We start from the raw sequence: 18990 nt of genomic DNA, 5'->3' as shown, positions 1-18990 counted from the left end.
TAGTTTATCAATCTATACGGTCTTTTTTGTTTATAGTCTATAACTTAATAAACATTGAACACACAGGATACGCATGAATAAACTAATCAGTTTTTATAACACAATATTGGGTAAACTATCGTTTTTAGATGGTTTACCTGCTTTACTATTTCGCTTAATTTTAGCTCCCGTTATGATCATCGCAGGTTATAACAAACTTGCTATAAGTACTGAAACAGAAGGCTTTCTAAATAACTTTTTAGCATCGCCTGATGTCGTTCAATGGTTTGGTAATAGTGAATGGGGTTTAGGCTTACCATTTCCTGATTTACTAGCCTTCTTAGCTGGATGGAGTGAATTTTTAGGTGGTTGGTTGTTATTATTTGGCCTTTTAACTCGCTTAGTCAGTATCCCGCTTATGTTCACAATGGTTGTAGCGGCTACTTCAGTACATTGGCATAACGGGTGGTTTGCAATAGCGCCGACTAATCCAGAAACAAGTGCTGCGCAAGTACTTGATTGGTTATCTATCCCAGGTGCAAAAGAAAGCCTCGAAAACTCATTAGAAGTACAAGACAGGATAGGAAAAATTCGAGACTTAGTTGAAGAGCACGGCTTTCCTGATTACCTATACGAAAAAGGTAAACCATCTATTTTAAATAATGGCATAGAATTTTCGGCAATTTATTTTGCTATGCTCTTAAGTTTATTTTTTATGGGCGGTGGGCGTTTTGTTAGTTTTGATTACTGGTTAAAGCGAAACGTTATAAAAAAATAGCGCATTAAATGTATTTTATTAACGGCTGCATAGTTGACCCTTTGCGGCCGTTTTGCATTTTAATTTCTCGGTATTTATTATTTAAGGTTTTAAATGTTACTCTATCGTTTTGAATTTTGAGGAATCGTTATGAACGCTATCGAGCTTTTACTTACTCGCCAATCAGACTCTAAACTAACAGAGCCGGGCCCTACGCCTGAGCAGCTCGACATAATTAAGCAAGCAGCATTACGTGTTCCTGATCATGGCTGTATAGCACCGTGGCAGTTCATCATTGCTCAAGGTGATGCACGCAATATACTGGGTGAAATTTACCATCAAAGTGCAGTGGCAGAGCAACAGACAGAAAAAGTAATTAACCGTGCTAAAGAGCTTCCCCTTCGTGCGCCTATGATTGTAATAGCAATTGCTAAATATCAAGAACACCCAAAAGTTCCTCGTATCGAGCAGGTACAAAGTGCAGGCTGCAGTGTATTAGCAATGCAACAAGCTGCATTTGCTCAAGGTTTAGGTGGTGTTTGGCGCACAGGTTACTTTGCACAAAGTAGAGCAGTCAAAAAAGCGCTTAACTTACATGAGCAAGATGAAATTGTAGGGTACTTATACATAGGTACTCCTCAAGTTGAGTGTAAAAAGTCACCTCGCCATAAACCAGAACATTATTTTAGTAATTTGTGAAATAGTATGAACTTTATGCAATTTGCATAGTCATAATTCATTAAGGTTACAAAGAGTAATATAAAAGAGTTAGTGGTTTGGCTGTGAGAAGCGCTTGGAAGCACAAAAGTTAATAATTCTTCTTCAGTTTGTTTTTTAATCGGTTGTTTTTTGATACATTATGGAAAGTCTTAATAAAAATAACGATAAAGAAGACGAAAACAATGGGAAATTTATTTTTACAGGAAAAAGAAAACTGGCTTGCGTGGTCAATTTGGGGAATTGTTGGTGCTTTTGTAACCTTGTATGTTGCAATGAGTACAAATGCAGCGCATTTTATAGCAGGCTCTGCAATAGGTATGCTAATACTGTTAACTTTGTGGATGCAACAGTCTAAACGTTTTGACTTTGGACGGGCATTTAAAGTGTGTTGTTATGTTTTAGCGCTAAGTGTACTCCCCGCTTTTATGTTTGTAATAGTGCCAAGTGATGATTTAAATCGATTTGACTTAATTTTTCAAAGTGTAACATTCGCGGCATTGAGTTTATTGGCTTGTTTAATTTGTTCTTGGATTGCTCGCAGGCCTAAACAATATTACTGAGTATTGAATTAATAAGCGTGTTGAAGTAATTAGCTTAACAAAAGAGCAATGTGACTTGTTTTTAATCGTTTAATTATTATTTACGATTAATTTATATTTAGCTCTTTACAAGTAACACGTTTAACCATATTATTCGCGCCGTACGGAGAGATGGCAGAGTGGTCGAATGCACCGGTCTTGAAAACCGGCATGGGTTTATAGCCCATCTAGGGTTCAAATCCCTATCTCTCCACCATTATTTAAAAAAACCGCCTTATAGGCGGTTTTTTGCTTTGTGGAGTTTAATTAATGACTAAAGCAACAAACCTATCAACCTCACAGCTATTAATAAAACATCTTTTATTATGGGTGGTATTTGGTTACTGCTATCAAAGTGCTATTAGCTTGTTGGCAAAAATGGCGGTCGACGCACAACCAGAATATCCATTAATTACCGCTTTTGCTTATGGTCTTGGTTTTAATATTTTGGCTGCCCATCTTATTACTAAATATGATAAACATTGGCCAGTAATTGGCTCTGCTTTTATTGGTTTAGTAGGCTTAGTTGCAGTGCCATTTTTATTGTCTGGTGAATCTGGATTATTAGCTATTCCTTTACTTGTTGGAATTTTATTCACTTTACCGCTTTGTAGTTATATTGTTGGCCTAATTAAGCTAAAACTCAGCAAAAACTAGCCCCAAACGGGGTTTATTTTGTGATAGCATATACGTGTCTTTTAACTAACAAAACGTGAAAAACACATTATGTCAGATAATTTTACTACAGATGCTGAAAAAGCAAGTTACGGTATTGGCTTACAAATGGGTGAGCAACTTAAGTCTAATCCTTTTGAAGGCTTAAACCTAAATTCAGTATTTGAAGGCATGAAAGATGCGTACGCTGGTAGCGCATTTCAAGTTGAGATCCCTGAGATTCAAGCTGCATTCGAAAAGATTAACGAAGAGATCCAAGCTCGTCGTGAAGAAGAATCTAAAGTACTTTCTGCCGAAGGTATTGCATTCTTAGAAGAAAACGCAAAACGTCCTGAAATCACAGTAACTGAGTCTGGTCTTCAATATGAAGTACTAGCGACTGGCGAAGGCGAAAAGCCAACAGCTGAGTCTACAGTACGTGTTGATTACCACGGTACACTAATTAACGGTACTGTGTTTGATAGCTCATACGAGCGCGGTCAACCAGCTGAATTTCCAGTTGGTGGCGTGATCAAAGGCTGGACTGAAGCATTACAAATGATGCCTGTAGGTACTAAATGGCGTATCTACGTTCCTCATGAGCTTGCTTATGGTGAACGTGGCGCAGGTGCTGCAATCGCACCTTTCTCAACGCTTGTATTTGACGTTGAACTACACGAAATCATTTCTTAATTTAAATAAATTTTAAAATTAAGAGTTTAAAAAGCCGTATTCAATCTGAATACGGCTTTTTTGTGTCTGTAATCTAAGTGTTTTATACCAATTCGATTAATTAAGTGATCTATTTTGCGCTAAGAAAATAGGGTTGATAACAAGGCAAAAACTTTTTTAACTAATTGTTATCACTAATTGCTCCTGCATTGCTCTACCTTTTGCATCCATGCAGTCGTATATCATAATTTTTTACGCAGTTAGCGCAAAGTTTAATCCCTTGAATTGATCAAGTATTATTGCCGATCGATATTATATATTCTAAAAATAAAAAAACCGCATTAATAAAATGCGGTTTATAAACTAAAACTACTTTTAATTATTAAAAATAGCCACGAACACCAAAGCGGAAGTTTCTGCCTGGTAGTGGGGCTTTATCTTTAATAAATGAGCTATGTACAAAACCTAACTCATCAGTAATGTTATCAACGTTTATATACAGCTGTGCATCGACACTGCCTAAACCTAATTGGTAATTAGCTTGTGCATCAAATAACGTATAGCCATCAGTTTGAGTTTCAAAGGCAGTTACATCGTTTTGATCAAAGTAATGAGTACCCGTTAATGTTAGTTGTAAGTCACCTAAATCGTACTGTAACTCAGAGCCTAATTTATTGGCAGGGATACGTGGTAAATTACCTTCGTCGTCTTTTAGTTTTGCACGAGTTGAGTCACCAAATACTTTAACCATAGCGCTTGGTGTTACTTGGTAATGCGCGTCAAACTCAATTCCATAAAGCTCTGCGTCTTTACTTGTAAACTGATAAACCGCAACAGCATCGTCATGTGCACCAATAGCTGATTCTAAACCATCTTCTTCATCGTAAACTAACCCCGTATTTTCTTGAAAATAAAAGTTTTTGATATCGTTATAGAAAAAGTTAACGGTGTAACCAAAATCACCGCTAAAGCGTCTAAAGCTTAAATCTAAGTTTGTTGAAGTTTCCTGCTTGATATTTTCTGGCTCAAAATGCGCTTCATTATCTTCAATATTGTAACCAAGGCCTAGCTCGTAAGTGCCAGTTGCAATGTGTAAACCGTTAGATAAAAGCTCTGCCGAAAGTGGTGCTCGTTCTGAATGAGAAATACTCGTAGCGATACTATGACCCGGCTTGTATTGCCAAATGGCACCAGCAGAGGCACTTAAATTGGTAAAACTTTCATTATACCCAATGGTTTCTTCGTCGCTGTGATCTATTTCTACTTCATCGTGGCTATGCTCGTGTGCCGTGATTTGGCTTTCAATTTTGTAATCTTCAACACGTGCGCCAAGTTCAATTGTAATGTCGCCAAATTCACGCTCTTCTAGTAAATATAATGCGTTAGTTGTAGTTACACTTGCGGGTGTAAAGGCTTCTTCACCAATTGCATCGTAGTCAGAATCGCTGTAGTGATAGCCCATCATTCCGTGCCAATCAGCAAACTTATGCTCTACATTTAAACGTGCTTCAGTCGTTTTATTTTTAAAAGTAGTACCAATTTCGCCATCTTCAATTTCGCTGTGCGAGTAATCTGTGTAGCCAACACGTAGGTTGATGGTTTCAATCCAGTTATTATGAAGGGCGTAACTTACAAGCCCTTGCCAGCGATCTTGCTCTAAATGTGCATAAACCGGCTCTTCAGCTGCTTCGTCTTCATGTTCTGCATGCTCTTCTTCAGTTTCACCTTCGTGATCGTGATGATGCTCATGCCCAGGAATACCGTAATCGGTATCAATGCTACCGTACGAAAAACCAATCGTTAAATGATCGCCAACATAGCTAGTACCAAAGTTAAGTGTTTCGCTATCAATAAAAGTATTTTCTACAGAATTCTCTGTTTCTACATCGCCATCATCGTCGGCAATAGTGAAGGTAGGTGTTTGGTAATCATCGCCACTGCGCTTAGTGCCATCAAAATGAAAGTTAAAGCCTTCATTACCTGTTTCTAGTTTTGCAGCTACTGTGTTTGAGTTTGACACTGTATCGTGGCTGTATTCAGCAGCACCCGTAAGCTCGTCGATATTGTCTGTAGGAATGCGGTTATCAACCACGTTTACAACACCGCCAATTGCACCAGAGCCATAAAGTAGGGTACTTGGGCCACGTAATACTTCAATTTGTTCTGCTGCTAGGCTATCGCTTGATGTCGCATGGTCTGGGCCAATACGTGATGCATCGCTGGCATCTAATCCGTTTTGTGTGATTTTAACGCGAGGGCCATCTAAACCACGAATAATTGGGCTTGATGATACAGGGCCAAAGTAACTTGCATTTACGCCTGGTAAACCTTTTAGCGTTTCACCAAGAGTTGGTTTAGATTTATTTCTTAATTCATCACCTGAGAGCACGCTTACTGGCGATATCATCTCGAGGCTATTTTTATGAAGTGCAGAGGCATAAACAACCACTGTCTCAACTGATGTTGGTTTAAGCGATACAGACAGGTTGTTTGAAGATTCGCTAACAGCAATACGAGAGTCTACGTAGTTGTCTTTACTAATATGTAATTGGCTATTTGCATCGATTTCTATAGCAAATTCGCCTAAATCATTACTTTTAACGCTTTGGTTTTTACCATGCACATGAATTGAGGCATTTTTAATTGGTTGATTTTTATCATCCATTACTTTGCCAGTAACAGTGGCAGCCAAAGCTGATTGAGAACATAAAACAGAAAAAATAGCAGAGGAGATTAATGTTAACTTTGTCATGGATATATTGGTTCGCGGTTATTATGTTGTGATATAATATAACACCGCAAAATCAGTGAATCAACAATGTTATAGTATAACTTTGTATTTTGCGATGAATGATCTAAAAATGACGATTAAACCAATTTTATAAAAATTATAATAATAGGTATGTTAATAGAAATACCTATTTATTTAAGTGCGAGACTCATAGCGCTGTAGGTTTATCTGGGTATTTAAGAGCGGCTATCTATCATTATAAAATCTAGTTTATGCTGCGCTCTTGTCTGGTTTGTTATATCTATAGATTCAATCATTTCGCATTCGTCGCGGATCATCTCTGAAATAAGGCTAGGGTAGTGGCGGCAGTCTTCTGGACGGTCAAGGTAAATACTGCAGGTATACATATTTTTAGCGAGAGGCTCCTTTTTAGGCGCAATTTCTAAAAATGGGCACACTTGAAGTCTTAAGCCTGTTTTTGGGTCAAACCAAATTTCGTTGTTTTTAACGTACTCATAAATTTCGGGGTTAAAGAGCTCCCATAAATCTATTTCTTCTTTCGTTGCGCTTAAGTCGCCGCCACCATATTTAATACAGCATTTACCACACTGGTTGCACTCTTTCATAATTTGCTAATTTAGTTGGCTGTTAACACATTTAAGTTAGCTATTAGTGTAGCACCAAATTTATTATTAACGCTCTACTGAATTGCCCCATTGTTTGCTTTTTGGGTGTGTAAAAAAGTTAGATACAATAACTTAAGTTAAAACCCCTTGTTACATTTTATATAGTACAGGCTTTATTTAATGCTTTACTCTAAGGTGGCGAAAAATATTATGAAACCTGCTTGGGCAGCTGTGTAGTTATTAAATGTTGCTGAGCGGGATCCCTAAGTAGGATGTAATTATGAAAGAAGCTGTTACTAAGTTAAAAACAGAATTTAATGCAAAGTTATTATATTGGAACAACCTCAAAAGTAGCAAAGCCAAAGCGGCAATCATCTTATTATTTATAGTTGTCATTGCACTTAAAGTGTTTACGACCATCTTTACGTTGGATTGGGTTGCAAGTTTATTCAGTGTGTGAGGTTACTAAGAGTAATTGCGATAAAGTTTTATTACTGTGTGTTTAACGCCTACGCGATGTTCATTATTAATGTATTATTACGCTATACACCAAATTAAATAAATCAGTTGTTTAAATACATTTTATAATGACTGTAATGGTACATTTTAGCTAAATTGAGTCAGTAAATTAGTTTAGTTGCACTAAAGGATAACCAGTGATGATGAATACAAAAATATATAAAGCGGTACATGACCTAGCAGAAGATTTAATGGCGGCGTCTAACAAAAATAACCGAGAAAAATTTGAATCTTTATTTGCTCAATTAAAAGCGATTTGTATTGAAAACGAAAATACCTCAAAAGATCACCCAGTACAATGGGAAACTTTGGCTGATTTTACCGAAGAGCTAGAAGAGGCAATCACGACTTATGAAAAAGCATTAGAAAAGTCTGTTGCGATTAATAACAAAGATCACATGTCATCAGTTTCTTTTTCAATGGCTACACTGCAGCTAGAACTTGGTCAAAAAGACGAGGCTATTAAAAATCTTCAAAATGCTAAGGTTAGTGCTAATAAAATTGAAGATAAAGAGCTTAAAGCTGAAATACACGATCTACTAGAGTTACTTATTGAAGAAGAAGGTTAAATACTTAAAATTTACTAGCTCAGACTTGATCTGACAGTTACCCATATTAAATACTATTTCTTTGGATTTAGCTTAAGTTAGTACAATTTAATGAAACGCTGATGGTTTATACCCTCAGCGTTTTTTATTTCCGCTATTTATAGCTTATCCATAAAGTTCACAATGTACTTTGCAATCTCAACTGGTTTTTCTTCAACACTAAAGTGTCCTGAATCGAGTAAATGTATTTCAGTGTTCGGTACATCTTTTAAATATGCTTTAGCGCCTGCGGCTATAAACGCAGGGTCGTTTTTACCCCATACAATTAATGTTGCTGGTTGGTACTTGCGTAAATAAGCTTGCCATTTAGGGTAGTCGAGAAGGTTATTGTAGTAATCTTGTAGCAATTGTACTTGAATTACTCTATCGGATTTAGTTTGTAAAAAGTGAAGATCGTGCGTCCAGCTATCAGGGCTCATTACTTCTGGGTTACTTTGTACGTCTCGTAAATATTGCTTATTAATAATGGCTTTATTAGACGTGAACGAATAAATTTTATCACTCTGCGCTTGTGATTTGTCCTCATTCGCGGCTTTAAAAAAAGCTTGCCTCGGTAGGGTTAGCCCCTCTAAATACGCATTACCATTTTGTACAATAAGTGCATCAAGTTTATTTGGGTTATTTAACAACATTCTAAAGCCCACAGGAGCTCCAAAGTCCTGTATATAAAGGCTGTAGTGCTTTACTTTAAGTGTTGTTAGTAATCCTTCAACGTATTGAGCTAGAAATTAAAAAGTATATTTTTGAGTTTTTGGGTTTGGGCGTGCGCTATAACCAGAGCCTAAATAATCAGGTGCAATCACATGATAACGACCTGATAAGAGTGGGATGAATTCTCGGTAGCTGTGTAAAGACGACGGATACCCATGTAAAAGTACAATGGTTTGCTTATGCTGCGCGCCAGCTTCTCGGTAAAATATCTTTTTACCATTTACATTTGCATATTTGTAAGTGGTTTTTGAAGGCCATACAGCATCAGCGGCATATACTTGAGCGGTAAACGTAGATATTGAAACTAATAAAAACACAATAAATGAGACGATGTGAGCAGGTTTTACTTTAAGGCTTTTTTGTATATCTGGGGGCATAGGTAAACTCGTTATTTTTGGTAATGTCGCTTTATTTACCAGACCTGTTATTTACACATTTATATTCAGATAATAACGCTGTAGTTTCACAGCAAAGAAGTGCACAGCTGGAGTAAGTGCAGCTTCGGACCTTACAAGATACTGATGAGCCAATAGTGGGCTAGGGCGTTAGCTCTTTATTGGCCGCTTTTTTGTATTTGAAATAGCTTATTAAATAAACGGCTATTGGAATCGTTGGGCTTAAAAATATGTGAGGATGGAAATAGATACCACGTTCGTCATATAGAAACATATATAACGCGAGCGCAAACGTTGAAGGTAAGGGGAAGGTGATTGCACCGTGCCCAACAGCAGCAAATAGTGTCCACGAGAAACACTAGGCCAAAGCACAGCTCTGATGTAAGCACCTTTATTAGTCGCTTTAGCCTTTTTAGCGTAATTACGTGAAACAAAATAAGATATTACCGTTGGAAACAAAGTTAAAATGACACTTAACAGTATAAGCATAGTGATTCAATTCCTTTTGATATTATTTGCATAACCCAGTTTTTCACAATGTGTTAATTGGTTTGAGTTAATACCGTTTTTAAAGCAGCAATTTGCTTAATTTCATCAGCTGTTAATGCTTGATATAACCTAGGATAGGGCCAACCATAGCCCCATCTGAAAGTCGATGGTATATAAGGGCTGCCACCAAATCGAACTCCAGCAAGCATAATGTTCGCTATACTCGTTTCGCCGGCTTCAATAACACACTGTTGCAAGGCTTTATCTGCTTCTAAACGTTGCCAATAAGTGCCACCTTGCCAGTAGGCGTAGTCGTGCGCTTTACAACATGCAAGCCACAACTTTTTATCTTTTGTGGTGCCGTCCGGAAAAACACTACAGCCATCTGATGTGAACGGTTTTATATTTTCAGCATTTACTGTATTACTTAATATGACCAGTAAGACAATGGAACTGAAACGCATTATTTTCATACGAAAGAGTGTATTAGTAAAATTATACATGATTTTAAGTGTTACTGTTTTAGTTACAAATAATAACACTTTAAAAAGTATAAAAAAGGTTTTTACTGTTTATAGACCGGTTATGCTTATATGATAATTTTGATTTAGAGCTTTTTGTTTAGATATTCTATGCGTTCTATTTTCTTCGCTAGTTGCGAGGTGTTAATACTAAAAGTGCTGGTTAAAAAATTTACTAAAATATTAGATTAAGGTTTACACATGGTGTGTTGCATTTGTACTTTAGGAGAGGAGCTGTGCTAGAACAAATAGAAAATTGGATTGACGCTACAAATTTAAAATACAGCAGTCAAAAAGTGAGTTGTGATAAATTCAGTAATGAATTTTATGGGTTTTATTCTAGCGAGTTTTTAAAAAACGCGTATTACGTTGTTGTAGACCAAATACCAAAGCCAGACTTTGCGGGTCTGCGAGAAATGGGTCTAGGTGATTTTGTCGATATGGACGCGGCGGGTATAACGTATAAAAATACCTATTACCTACTTCCTGAGGTTGCAAAAGATTTGAGGGTTCATTTTCATGAGCTTGTGCATGTAGCGCAGTGGCTTAAACTTGGTCCTGACGCGTTTATGATGCGTTACATTAGCGAAATCCAACATGTAGGATATAACGACGCTCCGCTTGAAAAAATGGCATATGCGCTGGATACGCAATTTGCAAGTAAAGGCAATAAAATAGAAGTTCTTAGGCACGTAGCCCAAACGCTGTAACTCAATTTTAGATTTAAAGGAGTTTATATGTACAGAATTATTGGGTGTTTACTTACTTTAGCGTGTATAAATAGTAATGCAGCATCGTTTGAAGAAGATATTGTTTCAGCTCTGCTTGAGCGTACAACTCATGATGTGACTTACGACGGCGCTTATCGCTCTATTGGCTACCCTGGTGGGGATGTACCTAAAAATATAGGTGTGTGCACCGATGTAATAATTAGAAGTTACAGAAAGTTAGGTGTTGATTTACAGAAGCTCGTGCATGAAGACATGCAAAAAAACTTTGCGCTGTATCCATCTAAACGTATTTGGGGCTTAACTAAGCCTGATAAAAATATAGATCATCGACGTGTTCCAAATTTACAAGCTTACTTTGAGCGCCATGCAAACGTATTGAGTAAATCCAACAAAGTGAGTGATTATAAAACCGGCGATATAGTAACGTGGATGTTACCAGGTAATTTACCTCATATAGGTATGGTGATTAATGAGTTATCTCAAGATACGGGTAACCCACTTATTGTGCATAATATAGGGCGTGGTCCGCAAAAAAGCGATATGCTTTTTGATTATAAAATTACCGGACATTACCGGTTCGTTCCACACTATTGATAAGTTTAATAAACGATAGATGTAAGTATTGATTTTTATTTCAGATCAATACTTACATTGCCATTGGGTTTACAGCAGCACAACAGTATTTCGCCTTCGCGTACAAACGCAAGTGGCTCTGCGTTATACTCAACACTGCCTGACACTAAAGTTGCTCTACAAGCGCCGCAATAGCCTTCACGGCATTGGAATGCGACGTCTATTTTCATGGATTCTAAGCAGTGTAGAAGAGAAGGGCAGCCAGCGATAAATTCTATACACTGGCTGTTTTCTGCAAGCGTTATGCTTGCAGTAGACTTGTCACTCATTATAAATCAAAATCACCAAATTCTGATGCATCAACTTGAGAGTCTATTTGACCAACAAGGTATGAGCTTATTTCTGCTTCTTGTGGTGCTACTTGCACGTTATCAGACACTAACCACGAGTTTATCCACGGGATAGGGTTACTGTTATTTTCAAACTGTGCTGGCAAGCCAATCGCAGTCATACGTGCATTGGTAATGTATTCAACGTACTGACATAAAATATGCTTATTTAAGCCAATCATTGAACCATCTTTAAATAAATACTCAGCCCACTCTTTTTCTTGCTCTGCAGCATCAACAAACATTTTAATTGCTTCGTCGCGGCACTGGGCAGCAACAATCGCCATTTCTGGATCGTCCTTACCGTCTTGCATAATGTTTAAAATATGCTGAGTACCAGAAAGGTGAAGTGCTTCATCGCGTGCAATTAGCTTGATGATTTTAGCGTTACCTTCCATTAGCTCGCGCTCAGCAAATGCAAACGAACATGCAAAACTTACGTAAAAGCGAATCGCTTCAAGAATATTTACTGACATCATAGCCAGGTAAAGTTTCTTTTTAAGCTCAAATAAATTAATGATAACTGTTTTACCGTTAATCTCGTGTTTGCCTTCACCGTATAAGTTGTAAAGCGATACAGAGTTAATTAAGTCATCGTAGTATTTAGTTACGGCATCAGCACGTTCGCTAATTTTATCGTTGCTAACAATGTCATCAAAAATAAGCTCAGGTGCTTGTGTTACGTTACGGATAATATGCGTGTATGAGCGGCTGTGAATTGTTTCACTGAACGCCCACGTTTCTATCCATGTTTCAAGCTCTGGTAGCGATACAATTGGAAGTAGAGCCACGTTTGGCGAACGACCTTGTACACTATCAAGCAGTGTTTGGTATTTTAAGTTGCTTAAAAATATATGCTTTTCGTGATCTGGTAATGCTTGAAAGTCTAAACGGTCTTTACTTACATCTACTTCCTCAGGACGCCAAAAGAAAGACAGTTGCTTTTCAATTAACTTTTCAAAAATTGGGTATTTTTGTTGGTCGTAACGAGATACGTTTACAGTTTGGCCAAAAAACATTGGCTCTTGCATTTGGTTATTATGGTTTCGGCTAAAAGTAGTATAAGACATGTTTATCACTCAAAAAACTATCAGAAAAAGCGGGCTAAATGCCCGCTTAAAATAAAAATCAGCAGTTATATTTTATTATAGCCCGTGTTTTTTTGTAACATCGTGTGGGTGGGTTGGTTGAACCCCACTAAGAATAAAGTAACTATTGTCATTTGATGTATCACGAGAAATATTGTTTGTTACATTGCAATATTGTAACACTAAAGCAAAGGAAAAAATAAATGAAATATCATTTATTTTTGAAATTGGTACAAACCATAATGTTACAAATTTATAAGTATAATAAATCATTTACAAATCACATTTTTGAACAATAGACCCATTTTAATTTATTTAATTAAAATGGGCCAACACAGTCTTTGGGGTACCCAATGTAGCATACTGTAATATTTTTGAAAAAGATCAAATTTTTCCACATTTAAACGCCGAACAGCGTGAATTATATTTTTTGTGTTGTCAATTTTGTTATTTATGACCCTAGTGATGGGCATAACCTAAAGTACTTTTTTGAAGTCGATAATTTCTATCATGATCGGCAAGAGGCGATTATTATGGACGCTAAAAAGAATGCTATTTTTAATTCGGCTAATATAATGCTTCATAGGATTCGCCCTAATTAGATTCATTAACAACGCAACATGATTTCTTTTGCGAAATAAAGAAATTGGTAAGAGAAAACAACATATAAGCTGTTCAACAGGTACATAATAAGATGGCTATTTTTCGTTCCTCAATATTTTAGCCAATTAAATTTCCCTCTTAACAGGCTCGTTATATTTTCATCATAAATTGAGAGGTAATTATCAGTAATTCTAATTTTACAGGAAGTGGACCTGTATGGGCTAATGTTCGCGTCGGAGATAATGGGAATCCGGGGTACGTCCATTACTCAAAAGGTTTCTCGTTTGCTGCTAATATTTTACTTCAACGAGTTATGAGTTCACACGGTGATAATGTTGATAACCTAATTTATCCAATTTGTTTTAATATGCGCCACTCAATTGAACTAAGATTAAAAGGTGCCATTCAAGAAATTATAAAAATATCGAAGTTAAAAGGAGTCAGTCTTAAATTTGATTTATGTGGTTCCCACGATATAGGAAATATCTGGAGCTTTTTTCAATTCAATTGAACCAATTAGACCGAAGGTTTGTAAAAATAAATTCGACCAAAGAATAATGAGTTAGTCTGACCTTTGAGGTGTTTTCTTTAAAATGTTTTAATTTCCTTTGTAAAATCGCCGAAAATTATGTTTTATTGTTATCATTAATGCAGTTTGAATTTGTTCTTGTTGCTCTTTTATACCTTTTTTAAGATAAAAGGGGGGTTATTCTCGGTGATTAAGTTAAGGTTAATGGAGATTTTGAACTTATTTTTAATGTTAAAGAGATGGAGTTGCATATGAAACACAGGCCAGAAGGCTGGGTTGTTTTAACGTTTCAAACAATTCATAGTAAACCCTGCTATGTGTTGTTTTGTTCGTGGAGAGATGATAATGAATGGAGAGTAAGCTCAGGTTCAATGGTTCTACCTCACTTATCACAATGCGGGAATTATTGGATTTGGTCTCAAATATCAGGCTCTGTATACGAGCTTCCCGTTGATGAAGAAAATGGCTACACCTTTTACACTGGCGCTGTATTAGATGATTTTTTAGTAAAAGGGTATCGCGATGGCACTCAGCTAAAGCGCATTGCACTTAAAGATATTATGGAAGATAAATAAGGCGATTAGCGCCTTCTAATCTGTCTATTTACTTTACTTTTGAAGGTCATAGCTCTACATAACTGTAGATACTTAGGGGCTTTGGTAAGCAAAGGTGAGAAATTTTATGATGTAAATATTGCTAGTTCTACATTAAAAGCTAATGAATGAATACAGTAAAAGCTAATGAATGAATACAGTATAGGTATAACTAACGCGTACTCCCATAGTAATCCAGCCTAATAAAATTTGGCTAATATCCAATGAGATTTGGCTCGCTTTGCCGAAGATGTTGATATTCTGGCTTCAATAATTTTTAATAAGCACAAATATTACTTCACAAAGGATTACTTATGGGAAAGGAACTCGATATTTATAAATTACATAAACCAGATAGAACATACGATATTATTGACCTAGATATTGTATCGATGGCAGACCAAATTGCCGAAGAAAATCATCTCAGTTTTAAAGAAGCAGTAATATTAGCCAAGTTTGGTTTTCCAAGCGGCAAAACTAAAATAGCGGATATAGTCAAAAAAGGGTTTAGCTGCAAAGTTGAAAAAGAAGCTTTAAAGCAAGCCTACGACGTAAACTTATTTTTGAATTACCTTGTTTTGAACGAAAAGGCGTATATTGCTCTAGGAAACTATTTAAAGGTTTGCGGGGAATTTACACCTCTCAGGTGTGATAAAAAGCTAATTTAATTTAACCCTCTCGTTTTCGAAGATGAAGACGAAGCTCTCATTGAAAAGGCTTACCTAAATGGTATTGAGGATGGCCTCAAAACCTTATCATTTAAACCAGACAAAAATCTTTTCTTTAAATCCTGCATGCAAGGTGGGACAGCACTTTATTGCAATGCTGCGTTTAAATCTCTGATTAATGAAAGTAACTTAAGTGGCGCTGGCCACTAGTTATTTTTGTTGATTACAAAAATCATCAGAATAATAATTGAAATACTGAGAAGGTTTATTCTTAAATAACTCAATATATAAACTAGTAAACCGATACTTTAAACTTCTGTGAGACTGACAATATTTCCGTGACCTAGTACTTCTGACGGGCATCACTTTCGGTATAAGTGGATACATGAATCGTTTTACCATTTTGATCTATAGCTATATATGTTGTCATATTTATTATCCTCAATAAAAGATGAAGTATATCGGACAAGTTTTATTGTGATAACAATATTTTATAAATTAATGTAGCTACACCTATTTTATCATAATAGGAATTTAATATTAGTATCTGACTTGTCATAGTTAAAAATACCATCGCTTTCCATGAAAATTTTGCAGTCTGACAGATATAATATTTTAAAGCGTCAGTTCAAATTTGAGTTACTACAAACTAACTACTCCAATTAAAGGCGAAGGTCAGTACTTTACTCATAAAGCACGTAATTATTTTCTGCCATTATTTATTAAAATGATGTGTGCTAACGAAACTGAAATTCTTCATTAGTTTTAAACGCACACAAAATAAGTCAAGCGTAATGGCTGGCATAAATTATTCCCTACTCATAAAAATACTTCTGAAACCCAACAAACGTGTCACGTATTGCTATGGGTGAACCAAACAAGGAGTTTTTGAGATCGAACTTGCCATCAGCATCTTTTGGTGCTGCCCATGCGCTCCAACGATAAGATTTGTCGATGATCTATTCATAGCTTTCCATTATCATTTCAGTTTCTTGAGAGTTGATAAATTAAAGATCGTCAAGGTACTTTAAAAAAGCATCCATGATGATTGTTCGGTGTAATCTAGCTCGGAGGTGCAACCTGCGTTTTTATGGAAGATGTCATCTATATTTTTGAATACTTGTTCAAACATGTTGGTAAAATCCTTGTTAGCTATTGAGTGAGAAAATATTACGATATTTTGTTATCGGAAAGAGACTCGATAGCTTATTTTTTAATAATTCATTAGGGTAAATATACCTGAAAAAAACTTATTTTAATCATATAAATAACCATGAATATGTAACCAGTGCGTAATTGAGTAGATTTACGTTAATCTAAATTAATTTTATGTTTTAATCTTGGTGGCATTATTTCATCAAATTCACAATTTAATGCATTAGTTAATTTGTACAACGTTTCTAATTTTATATTAACTAAGCCTCGTTCCATCTTGCCGTAGTTGCCTCTTTCGATACCCACGTAGGCGGCAAAACCTTCTTGAGAGTACCCAGCAGCTTTACGTTTTATACGCAGCATTTTACCAAATTCTTTAACTAAATCACTCACCTTATTTTTCCTTTAGGCAAAATGATTACAATTTCATGTTGAGCACTAAAGAACCACGCCCTATAATACCCTTTACTATTTTAAGTTGATCAGGATTTACTTTGAAATTAGACCCTTTTGTTGCTCAAATTATCGTTGGTAAAAACTTTGACCATTTCACGACGAGCGATGTCCGATCAGCTTATTTGGTCCTAAAAAATGACTCTACATTAGAGCCTGCGACTGTTAGACGAAAAATTTATGCTGAACTTTTAAAGTTGGTGAAAAAACGCTGGCTTAAAAAAAATATATCGAAAAAGAAGGGGTTGACACGTTTTAACAAAACAGCGTTGTTTGACGTTGAAGTAATAACATTACAAATAAAATGTGAGCCATCGAATTTACTTCAGCAACATGACGATAAGCAGGAACAATTACTTAGTAAATTGAACCATTATAAAGCAGAACTTTTGTTGAATATAGGGGAGTCTGAAGCATATAAAGAGCTGTATTCTGAATTTCCAGATCTCGTTGGTGATATACAGCCGCAGTATAATAAAGCGAGGGACAACAACACGAGAATACTAGGAAAAATTAGAGCGATAGAAGGCTTACTTAAACAATACAAAGCATTAGAGAACATATGAAACTAAGACAATGGCAAAAAAGCAGTATAAATTTAGCGTTAACACAATACTTGAATGGTAATAGTCATTTTTTAACCTTAGCCACTCCTGGCGCAGGAAAAACTTTGATGGCGTCTGAATTGGCCGATCAGTTATTAAAAAGTAATTTGATTGATTTAGTCATTTGCTTTTCACCTTCATCCATTGTTTCTCAAGACTTCAGTCAAAGCTTGCAATTGAGAATTAATGAACGATTTGATGGTTTATTAGGGGCTAAAGGTCATTCACTAACTTACCAAAATTTACAGTATCTCGATGAAAATTTTTGGCAGTTATTTCATAGGCATCGCGTATTCGTGATCTTTGATGAGATCCACCATTGTGCTGGGTCTTCTATTGATAATGCAAATGCATGGGGCGAACAAATAATATTAAACATTCAAGATAAAGCTAAATATACATTAGCGTTAACAGGAACACCTTGGCGCTCAGACACTGCTCCTATCGTTCTTTCTAAATACCTACACCCTGATAGTAAAATATCATGTGATTACATTTATGGGCTTTCTGAGGCGATTAAAGATAAAGTTTGCCGTGTTCCGCAGATAGTCGCTATCGATAATAATAACATTTCTGTTGTTGATGACGATGAAACTAAAATATTTACTAGCTTTAAATGCTTATTATCGCAATCAATCATTCCGTATCAGGAAATTCTAGAGAATGAGAAAGTTATTAAATATGTAATTTCTTCGGCTCAAGTAAAACTAAATGCAATTCGAATTAAAAACTCTGAAGCGGCCGGATTGATTGTTGCCTCCTCTGTTGAGCATGCAAAGCAAATTGCAGCGTTAATGAATGCCTGCTTCAACGAAGATGCTGTTGTTGTTACGTACAAAGAAAATGAGCCAACAAGCATTATTCAACAATTTAGACATGCAAAAACTAAATGGATTATTTCCGTAGGAATGATAAGCGAGGGAACTAATATCCCTCGATTACAGGTTTGTTGCCATCTGACTAATATAAAAACAGAAATGCATTTTCGGCAGATTTTAGGACGAATTTTAAGAATAACATTTTCAGAGAATCAAGAAGCAGTTATGTATATGCCTGCTGAGCCTAAACTGTTGGAATATGCATATCGTGTTAAGCAAGATGTGCCTTTTGAAGCTGATGTGGTTAAATTTGAGAAGATGAAAAGCAGTGCTGATAATGATGATGGCTCAGAGTTTTCAGACCAAGTTACATTCGACAAGGTGAAAAAAGCTAGCTCTAAAACTGAGTTGGTACTTAGTGTATTTGATAAAGTTATTAATCATCAAGCCTTTGACGAAACTAGTAGCACCGTGGAAGAACATTTTTTAACAAATTCATATGAGAAAGTCGTTAATATTTATGGTCGATTTAAACAAGAATCTATCGCCTTGGGGCTCAGTGAGTTGAGGTGATAGCATCTCTAAAACAATTGTAAATGCTCACGAAAGCCTTTGAAGTCAAGTGACACAATTGCAGAAACAATGAATGTTTACTACTTTGATGTATGGCTAGCGCCACTTAAGTTGAGAATTCGCGGCAGCTTGAGAATATTTTGAATTTTAAGCAAGGTGTTGCACACAGATTGAGATTTATTAATAGAGCCCACCTTAAATTTAAATGGTTTAGATTTAGTAGATAGTTGAATGATTAAATTAATTACATTA

General features: G+C 36.1%; 19 protein-coding genes, 1 tRNA gene and 1 pseudogene. 14 read left to right on the top strand and 7 right to left on the bottom strand.

Going from position 1 to position 18990, the window contains the following annotated elements:
• The first annotated feature begins 73 nt into the window (after positions 1-73).
• The 6 genes from H5118_RS11900 (at position 74) to H5118_RS11875 (ending at position 3381) form a co-directional block, all read left to right on the top strand.
• Complete coding sequence (locus H5118_RS11900; RefSeq protein WP_182693918.1) at positions 74-757, top strand: DoxX family protein; 684 nt, start codon at positions 74-76, stop codon at positions 755-757.
• Positions 758-886: 129 nt separating this feature from the next.
• Positions 887-1435, top strand: a complete 549-nt coding sequence (locus tag H5118_RS11895) for an NAD(P)H nitroreductase (protein ID WP_182748939.1) — start codon at positions 887-889, stop codon at positions 1433-1435.
• Positions 1436-1638: 203 nt separating this feature from the next.
• On the top strand, positions 1639-2016 hold the full coding sequence (locus tag H5118_RS11890) for a hypothetical protein (RefSeq protein WP_024596649.1): 378 nt from the start codon (positions 1639-1641) through the stop codon (positions 2014-2016).
• A 144-nt stretch (positions 2017-2160) separates the two neighbouring features.
• Positions 2161-2251 (top strand) — tRNA-Ser (locus H5118_RS11885).
• Between the two features lie 53 nt (positions 2252-2304).
• Positions 2305-2691 carry a hypothetical protein gene (locus tag H5118_RS11880; RefSeq protein WP_024597253.1) on the top strand — a complete coding sequence of 129 codons (387 nt, stop codon included), beginning with the start codon at positions 2305-2307 and terminating at the stop codon, positions 2689-2691.
• A 69-nt stretch (positions 2692-2760) separates the two neighbouring features.
• Complete coding sequence (locus tag H5118_RS11875) at positions 2761-3381, top strand: FKBP-type peptidyl-prolyl cis-trans isomerase (RefSeq protein ID WP_002962890.1); 621 nt, start codon at positions 2761-2763, stop codon at positions 3379-3381.
• A 361-nt stretch (positions 3382-3742) separates the two neighbouring features.
• Here the strand turns inward: H5118_RS11875 and H5118_RS11870 are convergent, their stop codons facing one another.
• Both H5118_RS11870 and H5118_RS11865 read right to left on the bottom strand, forming a co-directional pair.
• Positions 3743-6112, bottom strand: coding sequence for a TonB-dependent receptor (locus H5118_RS11870; protein ID WP_182715352.1), 2370 nt, complete (start codon positions 6110-6112; stop codon positions 3743-3745).
• Between the two features lie 215 nt (positions 6113-6327).
• A complete protein-coding gene (locus H5118_RS11865) occupies positions 6328-6717 on the bottom strand; it encodes a YkgJ family cysteine cluster protein (RefSeq protein ID WP_182672598.1) in 390 nt (129 codons plus the stop codon).
• 280 nt (positions 6718-6997) lie between these two features.
• Between H5118_RS11865 and H5118_RS11860 the strand changes: the two genes are divergently transcribed.
• Positions 6998-7177, top strand: coding sequence for a hypothetical protein (locus H5118_RS11860; protein ID WP_002961145.1), 180 nt, complete (start codon positions 6998-7000; stop codon positions 7175-7177).
• Between the two features lie 199 nt (positions 7178-7376).
• Positions 7377-7805: a tetratricopeptide repeat protein gene (locus H5118_RS11855; protein ID WP_182748938.1), complete on the top strand. Its 429-nt coding sequence runs from the start codon at positions 7377-7379 to the stop codon at positions 7803-7805.
• Between the two features lie 137 nt (positions 7806-7942).
• On the opposite strand, the pseudogene H5118_RS20925 reads toward H5118_RS11855, so the two are convergent.
• Together H5118_RS20925 and H5118_RS11845 are read right to left on the bottom strand one after the other, a co-directional pair.
• A pseudogene (locus tag H5118_RS20925) lies at positions 7943-8932 on the bottom strand (alpha/beta fold hydrolase).
• A gap of 560 nt (positions 8933-9492) precedes the next feature.
• Entirely contained in the window at positions 9493-9903 is a 411-nt protein-coding gene (locus tag H5118_RS11845) for a hypothetical protein (RefSeq protein WP_182748937.1), read from the bottom strand.
• A gap of 293 nt (positions 9904-10196) precedes the next feature.
• Here H5118_RS11845 and H5118_RS11840 point away from each other — a divergent pair, with 293 nt between their 5' ends.
• Together H5118_RS11840 and H5118_RS11835 are read left to right on the top strand one after the other, a co-directional pair.
• Positions 10197-10670 carry a hypothetical protein gene (locus tag H5118_RS11840; protein ID WP_182748936.1) on the top strand — a complete coding sequence of 158 codons (474 nt, stop codon included), beginning with the start codon at positions 10197-10199 and terminating at the stop codon, positions 10668-10670.
• Positions 10671-10697: 27 nt separating this feature from the next.
• Positions 10698-11285: a DUF1287 domain-containing protein gene (locus H5118_RS11835; protein ID WP_182748935.1), complete on the top strand. Its 588-nt coding sequence runs from the start codon at positions 10698-10700 to the stop codon at positions 11283-11285.
• A gap of 35 nt (positions 11286-11320) precedes the next feature.
• On the opposite strand, the gene yfaE is transcribed toward H5118_RS11835, so the two are convergent.
• Positions 11321-11593 (bottom strand): class I ribonucleotide reductase maintenance protein YfaE, encoded by a 273-nt coding sequence (yfaE, locus tag H5118_RS11830; protein ID WP_182748934.1) that lies wholly within the window; start codon positions 11591-11593, stop codon positions 11321-11323.
• Positions 11593-12723 (bottom strand): class Ia ribonucleoside-diphosphate reductase subunit beta, encoded by a 1131-nt coding sequence (nrdB, locus tag H5118_RS11825; RefSeq protein ID WP_002961159.1) that lies wholly within the window; start codon positions 12721-12723, stop codon positions 11593-11595. The genes yfaE and nrdB overlap by 1 nt, the downstream gene beginning before the upstream one ends.
• Positions 12724-14124: 1401 nt before the next feature.
• On the opposite strand from nrdB, the gene H5118_RS11820 reads away from it, so the two are divergent.
• Both H5118_RS11820 and H5118_RS11815 read left to right on the top strand, forming a co-directional pair.
• Positions 14125-14448: a hypothetical protein gene (locus H5118_RS11820; RefSeq protein ID WP_182748933.1), complete on the top strand. Its 324-nt coding sequence runs from the start codon at positions 14125-14127 to the stop codon at positions 14446-14448.
• A gap of 332 nt (positions 14449-14780) precedes the next feature.
• Positions 14781-15134, top strand: coding sequence for a hypothetical protein (locus H5118_RS11815; RefSeq protein ID WP_182748931.1), 354 nt, complete (start codon positions 14781-14783; stop codon positions 15132-15134).
• Between the two features lie 1311 nt (positions 15135-16445).
• On the opposite strand, the gene H5118_RS11810 is transcribed toward H5118_RS11815, so the two are convergent.
• Entirely contained in the window at positions 16446-16682 is a 237-nt protein-coding gene (locus tag H5118_RS11810; protein ID WP_182748929.1) for a helix-turn-helix domain-containing protein, read from the bottom strand.
• Positions 16683-16783: 101 nt separating this feature from the next.
• Between H5118_RS11810 and H5118_RS11805 the strand changes: the two genes are divergently transcribed.
• Both H5118_RS11805 and H5118_RS11800 read left to right on the top strand, forming a co-directional pair.
• Entirely contained in the window at positions 16784-17308 is a 525-nt protein-coding gene (locus tag H5118_RS11805) for a hypothetical protein (RefSeq protein WP_182748927.1), read from the top strand.
• Complete coding sequence (locus H5118_RS11800; protein WP_182748925.1) at positions 17305-18738, top strand: DEAD/DEAH box helicase; 1434 nt, start codon at positions 17305-17307, stop codon at positions 18736-18738. Before H5118_RS11805 ends, H5118_RS11800 begins: the two co-directional genes overlap by 4 nt.
• Positions 18739-18990: the final 252 nt, after the last annotated feature.

This window comes from Pseudoalteromonas sp. SR41-1 (genome assembly GCF_014164015.1).
Classification (GTDB): Bacteria; Pseudomonadota; Gammaproteobacteria; order Enterobacterales; family Alteromonadaceae; genus Pseudoalteromonas; species Pseudoalteromonas distincta.
This window is presented reverse-complemented; position numbering and strand designations above follow the sequence as displayed.

Bases quoted from the DNA above. Each gene is read 5' to 3' on its own strand.
- H5118_RS11900 (WP_182693918.1), top strand. From the start codon at position 74: ATGAATAAACTAATCAGTTTTTATAACACAATATTGGGTAAACTATCG.
- H5118_RS11895 (WP_182748939.1), top strand. From the start codon at position 887: ATGAACGCTATCGAGCTTTTACTTACTCGCCAATCAGACTCTAAACTA.
- H5118_RS11890 (WP_024596649.1), top strand. From the start codon at position 1,639: ATGGGAAATTTATTTTTACAGGAAAAAGAAAACTGGCTTGCGTGGTCA.
- H5118_RS11880 (WP_024597253.1), top strand. From the start codon at position 2,305: ATGACTAAAGCAACAAACCTATCAACCTCACAGCTATTAATAAAACAT.
- H5118_RS11875 (WP_002962890.1), top strand. From the start codon at position 2,761: ATGTCAGATAATTTTACTACAGATGCTGAAAAAGCAAGTTACGGTATT.
- H5118_RS11870 (WP_182715352.1), bottom strand. From the start codon at position 6,112: ATGACAAAGTTAACATTAATCTCCTCTGCTATTTTTTCTGTTTTATGT.
- H5118_RS11865 (WP_182672598.1), bottom strand. From the start codon at position 6,717: ATGAAAGAGTGCAACCAGTGTGGTAAATGCTGTATTAAATATGGTGGC.
- H5118_RS11860 (WP_002961145.1), top strand. From the start codon at position 6,998: ATGAAAGAAGCTGTTACTAAGTTAAAAACAGAATTTAATGCAAAGTTA.
- H5118_RS11855 (WP_182748938.1), top strand. From the start codon at position 7,377: ATGATGAATACAAAAATATATAAAGCGGTACATGACCTAGCAGAAGAT.
- H5118_RS11845 (WP_182748937.1), bottom strand. From the start codon at position 9,903: ATGCGTTTCAGTTCCATTGTCTTACTGGTCATATTAAGTAATACAGTA.
- H5118_RS11835 (WP_182748935.1), top strand. From the start codon at position 10,698: ATGTACAGAATTATTGGGTGTTTACTTACTTTAGCGTGTATAAATAGT.
- yfaE (WP_182748934.1), bottom strand. From the start codon at position 11,593: ATGAGTGACAAGTCTACTGCAAGCATAACGCTTGCAGAAAACAGCCAG.
- nrdB (WP_002961159.1), bottom strand. From the start codon at position 12,723: ATGTCTTATACTACTTTTAGCCGAAACCATAATAACCAAATGCAAGAG.
- H5118_RS11820 (WP_182748933.1), top strand. From the start codon at position 14,125: ATGAAACACAGGCCAGAAGGCTGGGTTGTTTTAACGTTTCAAACAATT.
- H5118_RS11815 (WP_182748931.1), top strand. From the start codon at position 14,781: ATGGGAAAGGAACTCGATATTTATAAATTACATAAACCAGATAGAACA.
- H5118_RS11800 (WP_182748925.1), top strand. From the start codon at position 17,305: ATGAAACTAAGACAATGGCAAAAAAGCAGTATAAATTTAGCGTTAACA.